General features: G+C 41.9%; 11 protein-coding genes. 5 read left to right on the top strand and 6 right to left on the bottom strand.

The annotated features are described in order from the left end of the window. Nucleotides 1-888: 888 nt before the first annotated feature. Nucleotides 889-4,809 (top strand): NosD domain-containing protein, encoded by a 3,921-nt coding sequence (locus PHF18_RS10480; RefSeq protein ID WP_300102243.1) that lies wholly within the window; start codon nucleotides 889-891, stop codon nucleotides 4,807-4,809. Nucleotides 4,810-5,362: 553 nt separating this feature from the next. On the opposite strand, the gene PHF18_RS10475 is transcribed toward PHF18_RS10480, so the two are convergent. The 6 genes from PHF18_RS10475 to PHF18_RS10450 form a co-directional block, all read right to left on the bottom strand. Then, a complete protein-coding gene (locus PHF18_RS10475) occupies nucleotides 5,363-5,953 on the bottom strand; it encodes a FumA C-terminus/TtdB family hydratase beta subunit (protein ID WP_300102240.1) in 591 nt (196 codons plus the stop codon). After that, nucleotides 5,953-6,795, bottom strand: coding sequence for a fumarate hydratase (locus tag PHF18_RS10470; RefSeq protein ID WP_300102237.1), 843 nt, complete (start codon nucleotides 6,793-6,795; stop codon nucleotides 5,953-5,955). The genes PHF18_RS10475 and PHF18_RS10470 overlap by 1 nt, the downstream gene beginning before the upstream one ends. A gap of 474 nt (nucleotides 6,796-7,269) precedes the next feature. Next, entirely contained in the window at nucleotides 7,270-9,876 is a 2,607-nt protein-coding gene (locus PHF18_RS10465) for a PKD domain-containing protein (protein WP_300102234.1), read from the bottom strand. 12 nt (nucleotides 9,877-9,888) lie between these two features. Continuing rightward, on the bottom strand, nucleotides 9,889-10,290 hold the full coding sequence (locus PHF18_RS10460) for a hypothetical protein (protein ID WP_300102231.1): 402 nt from the start codon (nucleotides 10,288-10,290) through the stop codon (nucleotides 9,889-9,891). A gap of 476 nt (nucleotides 10,291-10,766) precedes the next feature. Further along, the gene (locus PHF18_RS10455; RefSeq protein WP_300102228.1) at nucleotides 10,767-11,684 is read right to left on the bottom strand and encodes a DUF169 domain-containing protein; all 918 of its coding nucleotides are present in this window, start codon (nucleotides 11,682-11,684) and stop codon (nucleotides 10,767-10,769) included. Then, nucleotides 11,608-12,279: a flavodoxin family protein gene (locus tag PHF18_RS10450; protein WP_300102225.1), complete on the bottom strand. Its 672-nt coding sequence runs from the start codon at nucleotides 12,277-12,279 to the stop codon at nucleotides 11,608-11,610. Before PHF18_RS10450 ends, PHF18_RS10455 begins: the two co-directional genes overlap by 77 nt. A 751-nt stretch (nucleotides 12,280-13,030) precedes the next feature. Between PHF18_RS10450 and PHF18_RS10445 the strand changes: the two genes are divergently transcribed. From PHF18_RS10445 to PHF18_RS10430, 4 genes are all read left to right on the top strand, one after another. Then, on the top strand, nucleotides 13,031-14,146 hold the full coding sequence (locus PHF18_RS10445; RefSeq protein ID WP_300102222.1) for an FIST signal transduction protein: 1,116 nt from the start codon (nucleotides 13,031-13,033) through the stop codon (nucleotides 14,144-14,146). Next, nucleotides 14,139-16,355: a response regulator gene (locus PHF18_RS10440; protein ID WP_300102219.1), complete on the top strand. Its 2,217-nt coding sequence runs from the start codon at nucleotides 14,139-14,141 to the stop codon at nucleotides 16,353-16,355. Before PHF18_RS10445 ends, PHF18_RS10440 begins: the two co-directional genes overlap by 8 nt. Beyond that, entirely contained in the window at nucleotides 16,352-16,741 is a 390-nt protein-coding gene (locus PHF18_RS10435; protein ID WP_300102216.1) for a response regulator, read from the top strand. The genes PHF18_RS10440 and PHF18_RS10435 overlap by 4 nt, the downstream gene beginning before the upstream one ends. 218 nt (nucleotides 16,742-16,959) lie before the next feature. Beyond that, on the top strand, nucleotides 16,960-17,340 hold the full coding sequence (locus PHF18_RS10430; RefSeq protein ID WP_300102246.1) for a hypothetical protein: 381 nt from the start codon (nucleotides 16,960-16,962) through the stop codon (nucleotides 17,338-17,340). The last annotated feature ends 55 nt before the right edge of the window (nucleotides 17,341-17,395 follow it).

Here is a 17,395-nt window from a genome sequence, read left to right as displayed (position 1 = left end):
ATATCAGTACATATGGGATAGAGTGAGCAATAAATTTGAGATGCCACCTCTGGCTCAAATCATCAGAGAAAAAAGCTCGTTGAGTTGAAAAACAGAGCTTTCCACTCAATTTGAAGGGGATACATTATAACCCATAAAACGTCATTCACTATTTTGTGTCGTTTTTGCCACGCTCGACGCAGGAGAGCGGCCTTTCAAAGAAATAAAAAGAAAGACAAGAAAAAAGCCAGAAAGTAAAAGTGACATAAAAAGGGCAAATATTAAAAGTAATAGGAATAACAGCATTCTTTTTCGAATCTCTTTTTTACCGCTTTCAGATTTATTTCTCAAATTCTATTTTTCTTTCCTTTTTTGCAGAGCCGCCAGACAGGCTGGCGGAGGCGCTTATATGTATCTGTGAATTGAAAAGCATTTTTCGGGGTCAAAGGAAGTACTGATCTGGCTGGAAGGCCGATTAGAACCTCGTGAGGTGTGGAAAGTGCATGCAGGGTAGACACACATGTTTTTCACTTAAGAGATAATGTCCCTCATTCCTCTTTGTCCAAAAATTGCCCGCACTTCAGAGGCTTTCTCCAGACTTCTGCAAAACGATTCCTACCTTTTGAATAGAGGCAATGTTGAGCCGACAAACTTTCTAAAAAAATTAGACAATTATTGGTTTATCCCACGGTTTTCAAATCCACTAAGGCTTCGCAATCTTTTGAATATACAGTTCCAGATCTATCCGGTTTTCAGTTTAATATATTAGCTGCTTATTCCAGGCAGGGCTCCATATCAGCAATAAAATACAGGTTAAATCCCTAAAGTAAATATATATGTTTACCTCTTATTAGTATTAATATATTCAGAATGTTTGATATGTCCTAAACTTTTTGATGGGTGAAAATCATGGAAAAAACATGTAAATTAATTTCCTACATGGGAATACTGCTCTTTGTGCTCCTGGCAATAAATCCTGCTTCAGCGGCAGTAATTACCGTGAACAACAGTACAGGGGACCCTGCTGATTTCACTACAATAAGTGCAGCAGTGGAAAATGCTAACAATGGGGACACACTCCTTGTTTTTCCGGGAACATATACGGAAAATGTGGATGTGGCAAAAGAACTGATTATAAAGTCAGCATCCGGAAATCCGGGCGATACCACTGTAAAACTTGCCGCCCCGGATGAAGAATGCGTTTTTAACGTGCATGCAAATAATGTAGTGATAAGCGGGTTTAATATCAGTGGGGTCACGAGTACTGACTACTACTACGGTAATGATGGAATCCATCTTTCTCAGGCCGAAAACTGCAGTATTGAGAACAATACTTTTTCTAACTCGTATAGAGCTATATATCTGCATGAGTCTGACAGTAATAACCTTAGCAACAACATCATTTCCAGTTTAGATTACGGTATTTATTTTTATGATTCTGACAGCAACAACCTTAACGGCAACATAGTGAGCAATAGTGACTATTACGGAATTTGTTTTTATTATTCCGACAGTAACAACCTGATCGAAAATAGTGTGTCGGACGGTAATTGTGGTCTCTGTTTGTCTTCTTCCACAGGAAATTATCTCGCCGGTAACCTGATGCAAAACAACAGCTACAATTTTAAAGCGTATGGACCCCAGATGGAAAATAATATCAGTACCAGCAATAGTGTGGATGGAAAACCTATTTATTATCTGGTAAATGTTATTTCCCCGACTGAAATCAATTCCTCTTCAAATGCAGGGACCGTTTACCTGATTAACTGCAAAAACATCATGGTCAAAGATCTGCTGCTTAAAAACAATGGGGAAGGGATACATCTTTACAATACGAGGTACTCAACTCTAGAAAACAACATAATGGAAAATAATGAATTTGATATATATCTGGACAATTCATACGACAACCACCTGACCGGCAATATCCTGGGAACTGCTTCCAAATACGGGACCTATCTGTCCTCTTCGGATCGCAATGTTCTCAGCAATAATACCGTTTCCAGTGCTTCATCTTACGGTATTTATCTTTATTCTTCCGACAGTAACAACCTGACCGAAAATAGTGTGTCGGACGGTAAATATGGCATCTGTTTGTACTATTCCACGGGAAATTATCTCGCCGGTAACCTGATGCAAAACAACAGCTACAATTTTAGAATGTATGACTCTCCAATGGATAATAATATCGGTACCAGCAACAGTGTGGATGGAAAACCTATTTATTATCTGGTAAATGTTATTTCCCCGACTGAAATCAATTCCTCTTCAAATGCAGGGACCGTTTACCTGATTAACTGCAAAAACATCACGGTCAAAGATCTGCTGCTTAAAAACAATGGGGCAGGGGTACATCTTTACAATACTGAAAATTCAACTCTGGAAAACAACACAATTGAGAATAATGACTATGGGATCTACCTGTATGATTCTAACGGAAATTATCTCCAGAATAACAGAGCGTCGGGGAATAATGATGGGATCTACCTGTATGATTCTGATGGAAATAATCTCCAGAATAACAACGTGTCAGGGAATCATTATGATGGGATCAATCTGTATGATTCTGACGGAAATAATCTCCAGAATAACCGCGTGTCAGGGAATCATTATGATGGGATCTGCCTGTATGATTCTGATGGAAATAATCTCCAGAATAACAACATTTTGGAAAATGAGGATACCGGTCTCTATCTCAGCAGTTGCGGCAACAATACCCTTCGAAATAATTCTATGACCGGAAATACCTACAATTTCGGACTGTACATGTACAACCTTGAGGAATACAAAAACGATATTGATACGAGCAACCTCGTGGACGGTAAAGCTATTTATTACCTGGTAGACAGATCGGATGTACATGCCGATTATTTTGAGGGTGCAGGGACGATTTATCTGATAAACTGCTCCAACATTACGGTCCGGGACCAGACTTTAAATAATAATGAATTCGGGATTTTTGCATACAATGTAACTGCTTCTGATTTTGAAAATAACTTTGTTTCGGGAAATTATTACGGAATATTAGTCGAAAATTCCGTGGATGTCACCCTAAAAAGCAATAATATGGACTCAAATATTCACGGAATCCTGGTCGAAGATTCAGAACAGAATGTTCTGGACCATAATGCAGTATCTGGCGGCATCAAAACATTCGATTTTGACACTGAGAAATACTACCGGATAGGCATTTCAATAGAGGATTCCAGCTACAATAACCTGAGCTCCAATAATGTGGATTCGACTTTCTTAGGTATTGAAATCTATGATTCGGATTACAATAACCTGACAGACAATACTGCGGATTCAAATTTTGTGGGCATTTTAATCGAAGACTCGGATACCAGTAACCTGAAAAGAAACAGTGTGAACTCGAATCAGCTAGGAGGTATTTATGTTTTTGAAGCCCTCAACAATAGCCTGAACGAAAACATTGTCACTTCCAACGGTCAACTTGGCTCTTTTGAAGACATCCCAGGTTCCGGGATCTTTCTGATCGGCTGTGTTAACAGCAAAATAACAGGCAACCGGGTCTTGAATAATGACATAAGTGGTCTTTACCTTATGTATTCGGAAGAGAGTGAAATTTACGACAATTACTTCAACAACCCGACAAACGTTGAACTTGCAAATGAAGGGTTCTTAATGGGAAGCTCACGGAACACGGTTAGCAGCGGTTTCCCGGAAGGTGCGGAAAATGAAGAAACCGGAATTGAGGCTTTATTCGAGCCCGGTTCTATGAATCAGGAACTTGAGGGAAAAGATCCGAAAACAGGCTTTTATAGAGATGGAGAACCCGGTTCAGAGCTCTCCAGCGAACCTGACAAAGAAAAACACTCCCTGTTTTCATCAGGAGGAAACCTCGTGAAATTGAAGACCCCCTATGCCCAGGCAAGCATCTGGAATACCACCAGGACAGAAGGAGAGAATGTTATGGGTGGAGCCTATATAGGCGGAAATTGCTGGGCCCTTCCTGACGGCAGCGGCTGGAGTCAGACCTGCAACGATACGGAGGGAGATGGTATTTGTGACCTGCCCTACAACGTCACTGCTGATGGGATAAATGTGGATTACCTTCCGCTTGTAAAACCTCCTGAACCTATCGAACCTCTTGATGATGATAGCAGCGGGATTTCCGGAGGGAGCAGCCATTCTCCACGTTATGTTCCGGGAGATTCCGGAGCTTCAGATGTGAAAAAGGTTTCCGGAGCCCAGCAGAGAGTAACTGCAGGAAAGGAGTCACATTTGCAGTTTAACGGTGCCGAAGCAGATGTGCTTGGGGTCGTTTTCACGGCAGAAAAATATTCCGGAATTGTTGTTGCCAGGGTCGAGGTTCTCGATAAATCGGTCTCCGGGTCTTCTGGGAACGCAAAAGGAATCGTTTACCAGCAGATGAACCTCCTGGTCGGGAATGAACGCTTTGAAAGTTCTGAAAATATCAAAAAAGCATACATAGATTTCAGGGTTCCGAAAACCTGGGTAGAGGAAAACAATATCGACGTGTCCACAACCACCCTTAACAGGTTCAAGGATGACAAATGGAATCCACTTTCAACAGAGCAGACAGGTGAAGACAAGGAATACTTCTATTTCAGGGCCGAGACGCCAGGCTTCTCTCTTTATTCGATTACCGGAAAGAAATCAACAGCATCCGGCACTCCTGAAGAAAGCGGAAAAATGGAATTGGTTCCCGATCGTTCAGCTTCGGAAGAAGCCCGTACCTCCACCGCCTCAGCTCCCATAAAAGAAGAACAGTCCCCCGGTTTCGGAACAATCGCAGTTGCTGTTTGCTTGCTGCTTTCGACCGGTTTAATAAAAAGGAAGATCTGAATAAATATATTGAAAAAAAATAAATTGAAAAGATAAATTGAAACGATGAATTGAAAAGATAAATTGGAACGATAAATTGAAAAGATAAATTGAAACGATGAATTGAAAAGATAAATTGGAACGATAAATTGGAACGATAAATTGGAACGATAAATTGGAACGATAAATTGGAACGATAAATTGGAAAGATAAATTGAAAGGAAAGTTTAAAGGGTAAATTTGGTGGTGAAAACCGACATAAACCTTTAACTTTCCACAGGTTTGCTGCCCGGTCCCATCAGTGGATAACCGGGAAGCATTTTTTTGGTTTAACGATTTTTTTGGCTTCTCCCTGCTACATGGTTGATATTCCAGGCTGAGAGTTCCCGGTCCGAATAATGATTTCGTTTTCATCTAATGTACACCGGCGGGCTCAAGCGGGGTACAGCACATGGAGGACGAAAGTGAAATACTAATACTACGGTCATTCCGGAATAATAACAACCAATTAACCAGGGAGCATCGAATTTTTTGAAGAGATTTTTTTGTAAAGAGTTCTGTTCTTAGAAGGGTTTCATTTCTTCATCTCTTCAAGTACTTTTTCAGCTTTTTCTCTGACCTCTGCAAAAATATCTTTCCCTTTTGTATCGATTCCTACAATGAGAGGCCCGAATTTCTCAACCCTGAGCACCCAGACTGCTTCAGGCATACCAAGGTCAAGCCAGTGGACGGTTTTCACCTCCTTTATCAGTTCTGCGGCAAGGGCTGCGCATCCTCCGGTGTACGCAAGGTAGACGCACCTGTCCGTCATGGATTCGGAAACGTTTTTCATCCCGCCTTTTCCGATAATTGCCCGGACATTGTGGGCTTTCAGGAGAGGAGGAGTCATTTTTGACATCCTGCCGCTGGTTGTGGGGCCTGCGGAGACCACTTTCCATTCCTCCCTAACTCCTTTCCCGTTTTTCTGCATAAGGGGTCCGCAGTGATAGACTACTGCTCCTTCAAGGGAGAAAGGAAGTTCTTCTCCTTTTTCTTTCATCTCTAGAATTCTTGCGTGGGCTTCGTCCCGGGCTGTCAGGATCTCTCCGGAGATATAAACAATGTCTCCAGCATTGAGTTTCTCAATATCATCTATCTTCAGCGGGGTTTGCAGATGATACTCCATTATTTCTCCCCCCCGAAAACGACTGAAGCATGTCGGTTCGCCCAGCACTGGATGTTTATGGCTACAGGAAGGGAAGCCGTATGGCAGTGTGCAGTTTTCACATGCACGGCAAGGGCGGTTGTGCTGCCTCCAAGCCCCATACAGCCGATTCCAAGGGCGTTTACTGCGTCAAGGATTTCCTTTTCAAATTTGTTCATAGGGGTGTCAAGGGGTTCAAGAAGGGCTTCTTTTGCAAGCCTGGCGGCTTTGTCAAAGGAACCTCCGATACCCACGCCAAGAGTCAGAGGCGGACAGGGCATCCCGCCTGCGCTTACCACGGTCTCAAGCACGAAGTTTTTGATACTTCCGGTTTCAGTTGGGTTCATCATCTTGAGTGCGCTCATATTTTCCGAGCCCGCACCTTTCGGGGCAACCGTGATCTTGAGCTGCTTTCCGGGAACAAGCTTCCAGTGAATATCCGGAATTCCGATTCCTGTATTATCTCCGCTGTTCTTGCGGGTCAGGGGGTTCACGGCATTAGGACGGAGAGGAATCTCAGCTGTTGCAAGGACAACGGCTTCTCTGATAGCAGCTTCCAGGTCAAAGCCGGATTGAAATTCCGTCCCGAGCTCGGCAAAAAAGATCATTATGCCTGTATCCTGGCACATGGGAACCCCATGATTTTTTGCAAGCTCGATATTCTTCAGGATTGCCCGGAGCTGGGACTTAGCAACCGGTTTTTCTTCCCGGGTTTCGGTTTTCCTGAGTGCTTCAATCACATCATCAGGAAGCTCTATTTCTGCTTTTCTTAGAAGGTCTGCAATAGACCGGATGAAGGTTTCACGGCTAATTTTCGAAGACAAAAGACCACCATTGTATGGGAGAAAGGAATTTCTTATAATTTAAGAGGGTAGGCATGAATGCAGGTAATGAATGTATTGAACGTATGTATACAATGAAGTCGGTGAGGCTCTCAATAAGCTAGTGAAAGCCTTAATAGTAGAATATCTAAAAGCTAGAATATTTAAGGGCTAGAATATATATAGGCTAGAATATCAGGACACCTTTTTGCTTTTAATGTTTAAATATCGAGCGCCCGAGTATTCTGAGAATATTGTGCAACTGTTTAACGTTCTGGTATGCTGGAGTAAGATAGGGCTGTTTTTTCATTCTGGTATAGTGAGTGAAACAAACAGTTGTATAAAAGGTATTGTGGAAATAAAATAAGGTCTTGCGGAACTATGCTGGAATTTAGATTTCCCAACATTTTACCTCTAGCTGCTTGCTCTTGCGTAAGGTATTGAAATATCCCAGAAGTTTCGCAGGTATAAATCATTTCAGGATACAACAATTTCTACAGGCATGGATGTACTCTTGCCTGCTTCATTAGTTATTGTTAAAGTGACATAATAATTTCCAGGACTCGTAAATGTGTGTGTTGCATTCATTGCGTGTTTTGAGTTAATTCCATCTCCAAAGTCCCAGTACCACGAGGCAGGTTCTTCTCCTGTACCGGTATCGGTAAAGAGTACCACAAGAGGTGCATTTCCGGAAGTCACATTCGCCGTGAATTCGGCTACAGGTGGGTTCAAAGCTGTTACTGTGATATATTCTTCCCTGGTTTTGGTACTGCTATCTGCTTCATTAGTTACTGTTAAAGTTACGGTGTACGTTCCGGGTTTGGTGAAGGTGTGGGTAGCTGTTTGGGCATGTTTAGAGTCAATTCCATCTCCAAAGTCCCAGTACCACGAGGCAGGTTCTTCTCCTGTACCGGTATCGGTAAAGAGTACCACAAGAGGTGCATTTCCGAAAGTCACATTCGCCGTGAATTCAGCAACTGGGACTTCAGGGGGGAGAGCTAAAACTTCAAGAGTAATTGTCCCCTGTTTGTTTTCTCCATTCGAGTTAATCGTAATGGTTCCTTCATATATCCCTGGATCCAGATCATCTGTATCAATTGTAACGGTAACTGTTTCTAAATTTGTTCCTCTCTCAGGTTTTAGAATTATCCATTCCTTATCGGCACTCACATCCCACTCAAGAGCTCCCTCTCCTTCATTTGAGATTATGAATTTCTTAGATTCCGATTCTCCTTTGATTATTTTAAATTCAAAGGAAGGGTCAGGATTAACGACTAATTCCGGATCTCCATCGGGGCCATTGGAGGGGGGAAGCACATCAAGATGTATAGTAAATTCTTCGCTGCCGTCATTCGAGTTTATCGTAATGGTTCCTTCATGTTTCCCCGGATCTAAATCATCTGTATCAACTGTAACCGTAACTGTGTCTGTATCTGTACCACTTTCCGGGCTTAGTTTTATCCAGGTTTCATTTTCACTCACGTTCCAGTTAAGTGTCCCCCCACCTTTGTTTGTGATCTGAAGCTCTTTGGAAGCCAATTTCCCTTCGCTCAAACTAAAACTTAAGGAATGAGGGTCCGGGGATAAAGCAAGAATTGGGGGAATACTTTTAGATTCAGTAACCGGCGCAGGAGTAGTAGTATGTGTAGAAGTATTATGTGTAGAAGTATTATTAACTGGATGATTGTCAGGTTCAGGGGTTGGTGGGAAGGGTAGTAAGTATATGATCAATATCAAAATAATTCCGCAAATAATGCAGATTGTAATCAGCTTTTTCCCTGAAAAACTCTCTTGTTTTTTTGAAGGAGGCGAAGAGGCCTGGAATTTCGAGGTTTCCTCAAGCTTCTTCCTTTCGGTCTCTTCTCTATGCTTTCGGAGTTTTGCCTGCTCTTCCTGCTCTCTTCTGGCTTTTTCTTCTTCTTTTTTGGATTCTGTTTCCTGTTCTTCCGTCTGTTTTGCTTCTAGAACTACTCTTTCTTTTTTTTCTGTTTTCTCTTCTTTTTGTCTGTGAAGTTCTTCCTTTTGTTTTACCTCCTCTGCTTTCTTTTGGAGCTCATGTTCTTTCTCTTCTTTCTCTCCTTCCTGTATTTCCTCCTGTTTTTGCTCTTCTCCTCTTTGCTTCTGACGTTTTTCCTGATATTTCATGATTTTTATATAATTCTCAACTTCAATTTTGCCATCAAGAAGGGATTCAAGGTGAGGTTTTATGTTTACTTCCATGGGGTCTAAAGCCGATGGGTCTTCGTAGATTTTTTGAAGGATTGTAAGAGATCTATATAACACATCAGGAGGAGCAGAACCAAGATATTTCATCAATCTTTCGTTTTTTTCATCAAGCTCTTTATGCTTAATTTTTGGGATATTTCTTCCAAGGATCATTTCTCCTTCGTATGATCCTTTTTTCTGGGGCCGCTGTAAACCTTTAGCTTTAGTTTCATTAAAAGTATACTTGTAGAGATCATCGACCGTTATAATTCCATCATTATTATCGTCAGCTGCCCAATCTTTCAATCCTTTTAATAAGTAACTTGTAAAAACTCCATGTTTGAGTTCTCTGTCTTCTTTTGCTATATTCGAACCCGTTTGTCCCGTTGAGGTGAGTAATATATTACCGGAACCTGAGTACGTTGAGAGCATCTCGTCGAGATAATCTCCTTTCATACCGGCAGTCCCGCTATAACAGCAGTCAAGAATTATGACCAGGCGTTTGCAGGCGGATTGTTCTTTACATTCATTAATGTAATCAAATTTTAGTGAAGTTGCCAGCAAGCTTTCAGGATCACTGTCCCTGAATAACAAACACAGATCAAATTTATAACTCGGTTTTCCATGACCTGAATAATAAATCAGAACTTCATCGTTTTGTTTTGCATCTTTAAAGACTTTTTCTATAGTCTGTGAGACCGCTTCTTTCCCTTTATCTATTAACTGGATAACTTCGTCAAATCCGCAGATATCCGGATCCAAGAGTGTCTTTGCCATCTCTCTTGCATCACTCTCTGCGAACTCTAATTTGTCCATTTTTGAATATTCATTGGTACCTATTAAAATCGCAATTCTTCTGCCGCGCTCAGTTTCAATCACTTTACTCCCAGCTTAAATTTTACTTGCCTGTAGCGATTTTTCAAATAAGCCTAAAACTTCAGATTTGGAAAAACCTGTTACTCCCGAAATCTCAATCTCATTTCCGTTTGGAAATTTCATTACGACCTTTGCTTTCGGTCTGAAGTCCAACCACACTTTGACCACATCAAATACATGCCCAACGCTTTTTATAGATAAACCGGAAGCTGAAAGAATGTTAAATACTGTAATTATTCCAGCTCTTTCGCCCTCTGCAGCCTTACAGGTTAAAGGCTCTATTGAGCCTTCCATAATATTTCGGTTAATTGCATTGTAAAGAGTGCAGCACTGCTTTTGCCAGTATTCACTTAGCTCTTCGGCTTCTTCGGATTCTAGTAAGAGTTGAAACGGAGGTATTTTTGTTTCCTGTTCCATTTGATCCCCAACGTTTGGTGCCCATTTTTATTTGAGTAGTTATATTATTAGTATTATATTTATTACAACTATTTATTACTCTCAGTACTATTGTTACATGGACAGAAAATTTTATTTTTTCTTTTCCACTGCCTGCCCTCAACATGAATAAAGTGAAAATTATACCCCAAGGTAAGGAAGAACTTAAAGAGCATTCCAGAAAAACAGCCTACTTTTAGCTGCACAATTTTATAATATGTAAACAATAATTGTTGAAGATAGCAGAACAATAATTACGAATAAAAAGTAGTTGAATAATTACCGTGAAATTCTTGAGGGACGATTAGTATGCATTGAAGGATCGGCAGTCGTTTGTTTGCATATTTCTCCCGTAAAAATTTTTATGGCTTATAGAGAATGGCTTAATAGGAATGCTTACAGGGAATTTTTCAGCTTCGCAATATCTTCAGCTCCGCGACCTCAATTCCCCGGTATTTTCATTTCTGTATGTCCTTTCCCCGCGGCTTTATGACAACACGGTTTTCAGGATATGCTATCCTGCTCCGTTTGCAGATAAAAGACTTTTCCAGATCGGCTGCCATCTGCTGCGCAAGCGCTGAGGGTATGCCCATGACCATCAATTCCGGAGGCAGCCAGGGGTTCCCAGTAGGATCGATAGGACCGACAAAAGCTGAGTCTTCTGGTGCGTTTTCTGCCATGCCCGCCGGAAAAGCAAGCATCAAAGCACAGGTTGGCCCTCCGGGTATTATCGTTCTAAAGAAGGGGTCGGAGTTGCTGAACTGCGCCAGTCCGCAGAGGTTCCTGATCTGCTCACTGCCTGCGAACAGGATAAAGGACCTGACAGTTTCAGGTGCAATGTAATCAGTACACGGGACAATGACGGTGTATTTTCCGGGAGGAGTAATTTTTCCTGCGCGTTCTTTCTGTTCATCGAACAGCTCAGGGGTTGCCTTTAAATGTTCGGCGGCTCCACCCCGGAAGTCCGGTGTGCCTACAGTCACGAAGTACTTTAGCTTCGGGTGCGGTTCAGCGAGCCCCATCCAGACCATTCCGCCGGGACAGCACTGTTCGTGAGATGCTTCAATGTAAATTGAAGGAATTTCTTCAAAAAGGGCGGCAGTATAGACTGCTTTTGCTACACAGCGGTCTACCGTATAAGATGGAACTGCTCCTTCCGGAAGTTCATCCGTGCCATAGACGCACAGAGGACGCAGTTTCAGCCTGCCGGCTTCGGCAAGCTTTTCCCCCAGCTCTTCAACGCTTAACATCGCAGCTTTCCCCATTGTATCACTTTCCCCGGTATCAAGCTTGAAAATCTTATTCTTTGATCCAGCCCTTTTCCAGCCAGTAATCGCAGTTGTGCGTCCAGTTGTCTTTGTTGGCAAGGATAACATACTTGAAGTGGTCTCTCCATGCCTCATGTGCAACTTCCTGTTCCGGGTATTGCCTCTTCTCTTTTATCGCTTCAACAAGGTCTTTGCCCATTTCCCTCGATTTTTCAATTGCTGCTTCCATTGCTGAGGGGCCCTTTGCCATTGCGCAGCCCACTCCTCCGATGGTGTTGCCTCCGCAGTGTGCCATATAATTATTCATAATGTCGAGGACAAAATCAATCTCCCCGCTGCCTGCAGTTGTCAGAGAAAAGCTATATTTTCCGGCAAAGAGTTGCTCATGAATAACAAGAGGGCTTCTGTCGAACAGGGTCTTGAGCTGAGCTGTCACATTTGTTATGTAATTGGGACTGCTAAAGATTATGCCGTCCGCAGCCAGCAGCTTTTCCAGCACACCGTTATAATCGTCTTTTATTGAACATACGCCTGTTTCCTGGCAGGTATTGCATGCTGTGCAGTATTTGATCTTCAGTTTCGCAACGTCGATTGACTCGACTTCAGCTCCTGCTTTTGCGGCTCCTTCCAGAGCTGCATCCAGCAATTTTAAGGTGTTGCTGTTTTTGCCTCTTGGACTTGATGATATCCCGACTATTTTCATGGTATCCCTCTATGATTTTTTACAAAATAACACTACTGTATTCAATTAAAACTTTATTATCTTCTCTGATTGGAAAAATTAATAATCACAGTAATTTCAAGATCGAGCTTCTTTCTGGGAGCGATTTGAGAATTGGAGGCCATTTGACTCCAAAATCCACAAAAACAAGATTTTCACATTCCCGTTTTTCTTTTTAACACGTCTGTGGAATAAAACTCTCTATCCAGGCAGAGAAACTTAATTTTGAAGTCCAGTCTTTTGATGATGTTGATAAAATGGGTGAGGCATTCAATTTTTGTTACAATGTCTGGAGTTTTTAGGTTTATAATTGTTCCTGGGTTATTACTATGAATATCTGTAGTCGTAACACTGACAATTTTATCTTTATACCACAGTTAAGGGCCCAGCAATTTTGGCTCAGACAGTTCAAAAGAACTTTCATACTATAATATCTGTGATCGAGTTTTGTTGGTAATATTACAGATTCAGTAAACAACGTGCGATTGACAAGGGCGGTAAGTAATGAATTCATGGGTGAATGAGCAAATGGTATATTCGGATATTAAGAACCAATTCTTGTATACTTAATCTAAAAATAAGATCTTTTTCAGCCAATACATTTCAATAATTTTAAAGTAACGAAAATCAGAAATTATATATATCACTACTGTAATAAATCTAAACTAAGTACTAATGTAAAACGCGAAACTTAAGACTATTTTTAATAAACAGTCTTCGCGAGAGGGAGAAAATGTATATTCCTGCTTCAGGTTTTGATGAGATTATTACAGCGGCGGAAGGACTTAATCCAAAAGATGACGAAGTTGTACTTATACTGCTTGCTGAGGAACAGATGCCCGATATAACCACCCTTATATCATCCCTTAATCAAAGAGGTATCAACTTTATCGGGGGCATATTTCCCAGAGTCATTCATGGAGAAGACCTCCACAGGTCCGGCGCTGTAGTGAGGCTGCTTCCTCTGGTGAATAAACCTTTACTTGTGACAGAACTGAGTACAAGCACAATTAATATCCAGCATCAACTATCCGATTTGAAATTTTCGAAGGGAAGTACTGCCTTCATACTTGTGGACGGTCTTTCTACTTCCATACACTCTTTCCTTTCCCTGGTTTTTCAGCAACTTGGTGTATCGGTCAAATACTTCGGGGGAGGCGCCGGTTATCTAAGTTTCCAGCAACAACCCTGCATCTTCTGCCCCCAGGGGATATATAAGGACGCCGCAATAATTGCTTTTATTGATATGGACAGTGAACTTGGGATACGGCATGGTTGGAAACGCATAGCTGGCCCCTTTGTGGCAACAAGATCTGAAGGGGGTGTCATCAAGGAACTCAACTGGAGCAATTCTTATGATGTATATAAAAAGGCCGTTGAACATGAATCCGGCCTTAAATTCGATGAACACTCTTTTTTCGAGATTGCCAAAGGCTACCCATTTGGTATCTATAGTGAGGGTAGTGAGGATATTGTAAGGGATCCTTTTCAGGTAACCGAGAAAGGGGAAATCATATGTGTAGGTGAAGTCCCTGAAAATGCCGTGCTCAACATACTCAAAGGTGAAAAATCTGCCCTCATAGATTCAGCAAGGCAGGCAATCAAAGATTGTTTCAGTTCAGGCTTTAACAACATTGAATATTGTTTGGTAATGGATTGTATATCCAGAGTGCTTTTCCTTGAAGAAGACTTTAAAGAGGAACTTGTGTCCCTATCACGAGAAATAAGCTTTAATAATTCATCAGTTGTGCCGGAGGGAGCTCTCACAATTGGAGAGATAGCTTCTCGTGAACAGGGTATCCTTGAGTTCTACAACAAAACTATCGTAGTGGGCGCTTTCCATGAGTGAGCAGATGAAATCCAGTGAAATGATCGACGAAATATCACTATTGTATGAGCTTTCTCTGTCTATAGGCACTTCTCTTGACCTGCAGGATAACTGTGACATATTCATAAGAAAATTGCTTTCCCGTAAAAACCTGGACTTTGCCTCTGTCTGGATTAAAGAAAGTGCTCTGTGTTTCCAGGACAACGACAATGCCCAGGTTGTATACGCATATCCTCAGCACAGAATCTCACTCACCCAACTGTCTACCTCGCACCCTGTCTTTTCCCTAAGTGAAAAGTGTGAAGTACTGGTTGTGAACTCTTCTGATGAAAATTTTAGCCAGTTCATCACTGAAAAAGAGGTTTTTTGTGGTACTTTCATAATTATTCCTCTTGGAACAATAGGCATCTTGAAGCTGTATTCTGTAAAGGAGATGGAGGACACAAAGGCTTCCAGAATAGCCAGTCAGCTGCGCAATATTCTATCAAAATTCGAGGTGTCTCTGGAAGCTTGCCTCATGCATAAGCGTACTTTGTTAGAGATGAGTGAAAAAGAGAAATTAGCGAAAGAACTGTTTTATTCAAAGATAGTCGCAGAGACTGCAAATCGTGCCAAGAGCGAATTCCTTGCAACTATGAGTCATGAACTGCGGACACCACTGAATTCCGTCATAGGTTTCTCTGACCTGATGATAGCAGGCAATGTTGGAGAGCTGTCTCAGATGCAGAAAAAATTCCTGGGCAACATATCCACGAGTGGGAAACATCTGCTTGCTCTCATAAACAACGTACTCGACATATCCAAGGTCGAAGCGGGTAAGATGGAGTTGAATTGTGAGATCTTTGCCGTTAAAGAAACGTTTACTGAAGTAAAACAGCTGACATCACCCCTTGTTGAGAAAAAGGGGCTTAAAGTGGAGTTCTGTCTGGACGAGAAACTTGCAAATATATATGCTGATAAAATAAGGTTCAAACAGATTCTTTTCAATCTTGCGAGCAACGCCATTAAGTTCACTCCTGCGGGTGGAAAGATGACCATCTCCTCAAACATGTACGGAGAAATGGCACAGTTCACCGTCAGAGATACGGGTATAGGGATAGCTGAAGAGAATAAGCACAAGCTATTCAAGCCTTTCACACAGCTTGATTCTGCTACAAACCGCATGTACGATGGGACAGGGCTTGGGCTTTCCCTCGTTAAAAGTTTTGTAGAGCTGCATAAGGGGGAGATATGGTTTGAAAGTGAAGTTGGGAAGGGCACAGCTTTTACTTTTGAGATACCTTTAATTGCCGGCTTAAATAAGGAAGGCACTGCAGAAGCAATAACAGAGGACACTGAGACGATCCCAACAAAGGATATTGAGAATATCCCTGAACCCATTATCTATATCCCGCAAATAATCGAACCACTTTATAGCAGCAGGGATGAGCCACTGATACTTGTGGTGGAAGACGACGATGCTTCAAGGGAGTTGCTGGAGGTCACCCTGACGCAGGAAGGTTACCGTGTGGTATCTGCTCCCAATGGAAAAGAGGCCCTTGAACTTGCCAATAGGATGAAACCATTTGCAATTACTCTGGACATTATGATGCCTGGAATGAACGGCTGGGATGTCCTGAAGTATTTGAAACTGGAGGAACATACCCATAACATTCCAGTAATAATCACTTCTATGCTGGATGAAAGAGAGATGGGTGTCATATGGGGAGCTGTGGAACACTTCATCAAACCTATTCAAAAGGACACATTACTTTCCACACTTGATAAAATCAAAGAAAAGGCAGCAAAATCGTCTCTCAGTGTGCTGGTGGTGGATGACGAAAAAAGTGCAGTTGAACTGGTAGCTGCGATGCTGGATGGAAAGGAGTTCAATGTGTTGAAGGCTTATGGGGGACAGGAGGCCATAGATCTTGCATTCAAAGAACGACCGGACTTAATCGTTCTGGACCTTATGATGCCTGATATCAGTGGTTTTGAGGTTATAAAAGCGCTTAAGAGCAAGCCGGATACCATCGATATTCCCATAATTATCTGTACTGCAAAGGATTTGGAACCAACTGAAATGAATACACTGGATGAGAACGTGTCCTATATCGTACACAAGGGTATGTTTAACAGGGAGAATCTTATTGGCATTATAAAAGGTGTTCAAAAAAAGACCTGTAGAAAGACGGACTGTTACCATAAGCAGCAATATGAACACGCATTAACAATTGAGAGGTTCCTATGACAAATATACTGGTAGTAGAAGATAATTTTGTAAACATGGAACTGGTAGTCTTTCTTCTTGAGTCAAATGGAATGGAAGTTACGTCGGCTTTCGATGGATGGGAAGCATTAGAGATACTCAAAGATAGTTGTTTTGATATTATATTGCTCGATATACTGCTACCTGGAATAGATGGAATGGCAGTTCTAAAACATATTAAGGAAAACCCAGCCTTACAGCACATACCTGTTGTGGCCTTAACAGCACTTGCCATGCAAGGGGACGAACAGAGATTAATTGGTGCTGGTTGTATAGGCTATATTTCAAAGCCTATAGATATATCCCAATTCCTAACAACCGTAAATTTCTATCTAAACAAGGGCATTAATCATGCGAATACGCAATAAGAAGCTGATGATATCTGTTAAAATTGAATGGCTTCTCAGAAAAGCTGCGTGAATACCTTTCAGTTTGTGTCAAGACACTTTGTAGCCCAACCTTGATCCTCTTTGCCTCTACAACTCCAAGAATTTTTCCCATTCACAGAGTGCATAATCTGAAGATCCAAATTCCATAGGGTACTCTTCAATCTCATCTTTTTTGTGAACCATATCTAGTTTCTCGCATCATCCAGATCCTGAGGGACCAAACTTTAGACCTCCACGAAGCCATCTTCAAGGCCTTCGATCGCTTCGACGAACATCTCTATGAGTTTTCACTTGGCGTGGGTCCGGATGATAGGTCTGCTGTCTACTCACTACCAGCGGAAGTGGAGTTCTCTGGCCTGGAAGAAGAAATGGCTGGCGATGTCCGCACCACTACAATTGATTCCATGGGCCTGGAAGTAGGCCGAGCTTTTGGGTATCGCTTCGATTTCGGGGACGACTGGCTGCACCAGATAGACGTCACAGGCATTGATGGTTATTCGGGAAAAGGAAAGTATCCGAAGATTACAAAGAAAGTGGAACAAAGCCCGCCGCAGTACCCTGATGAGAACAACGAATAAGGAATGGTTTCTTAGAATTAACTTTTGACGCGGAATAGCTACTGACTGGCTTGAG

The organism is Methanosarcina sp. (assembly GCF_028693135.1).
GTDB lineage: Archaea > Halobacteriota > Methanosarcinia > Methanosarcinales > Methanosarcinaceae > Methanosarcina.
Note: the sequence above shows the minus strand (reverse complement) of the source record. Positions and strands in the feature narration are given on the sequence as shown.

Coding starts and splice junctions, on each gene's coding strand:
- PHF18_RS10435 (WP_300102216.1), top strand. CDS start 16,352: ATGACAAATATACTGGTAGTAGAAGATAATTTTGTAAACATGGAACTG.
- PHF18_RS10455 (WP_300102228.1), bottom strand. CDS start 11,684: ATGTTATCCTTGCCAACAAAGACAACTGGACGCACAACTGCGATTACT.
- PHF18_RS10480 (WP_300102243.1), top strand. CDS start 889: ATGGAAAAAACATGTAAATTAATTTCCTACATGGGAATACTGCTCTTT.
- PHF18_RS10440 (WP_300102219.1), top strand. CDS start 14,139: ATGAGTGAGCAGATGAAATCCAGTGAAATGATCGACGAAATATCACTA.
- PHF18_RS10445 (WP_300102222.1), top strand. CDS start 13,031: ATGTATATTCCTGCTTCAGGTTTTGATGAGATTATTACAGCGGCGGAA.
- PHF18_RS10450 (WP_300102225.1), bottom strand. CDS start 12,279: ATGAAAATAGTCGGGATATCATCAAGTCCAAGAGGCAAAAACAGCAAC.
- PHF18_RS10475 (WP_300102240.1), bottom strand. CDS start 5,953: ATGGAGTATCATCTGCAAACCCCGCTGAAGATAGATGATATTGAGAAA.
- PHF18_RS10460 (WP_300102231.1), bottom strand. CDS start 10,290: ATGGAACAGGAAACAAAAATACCTCCGTTTCAACTCTTACTAGAATCC.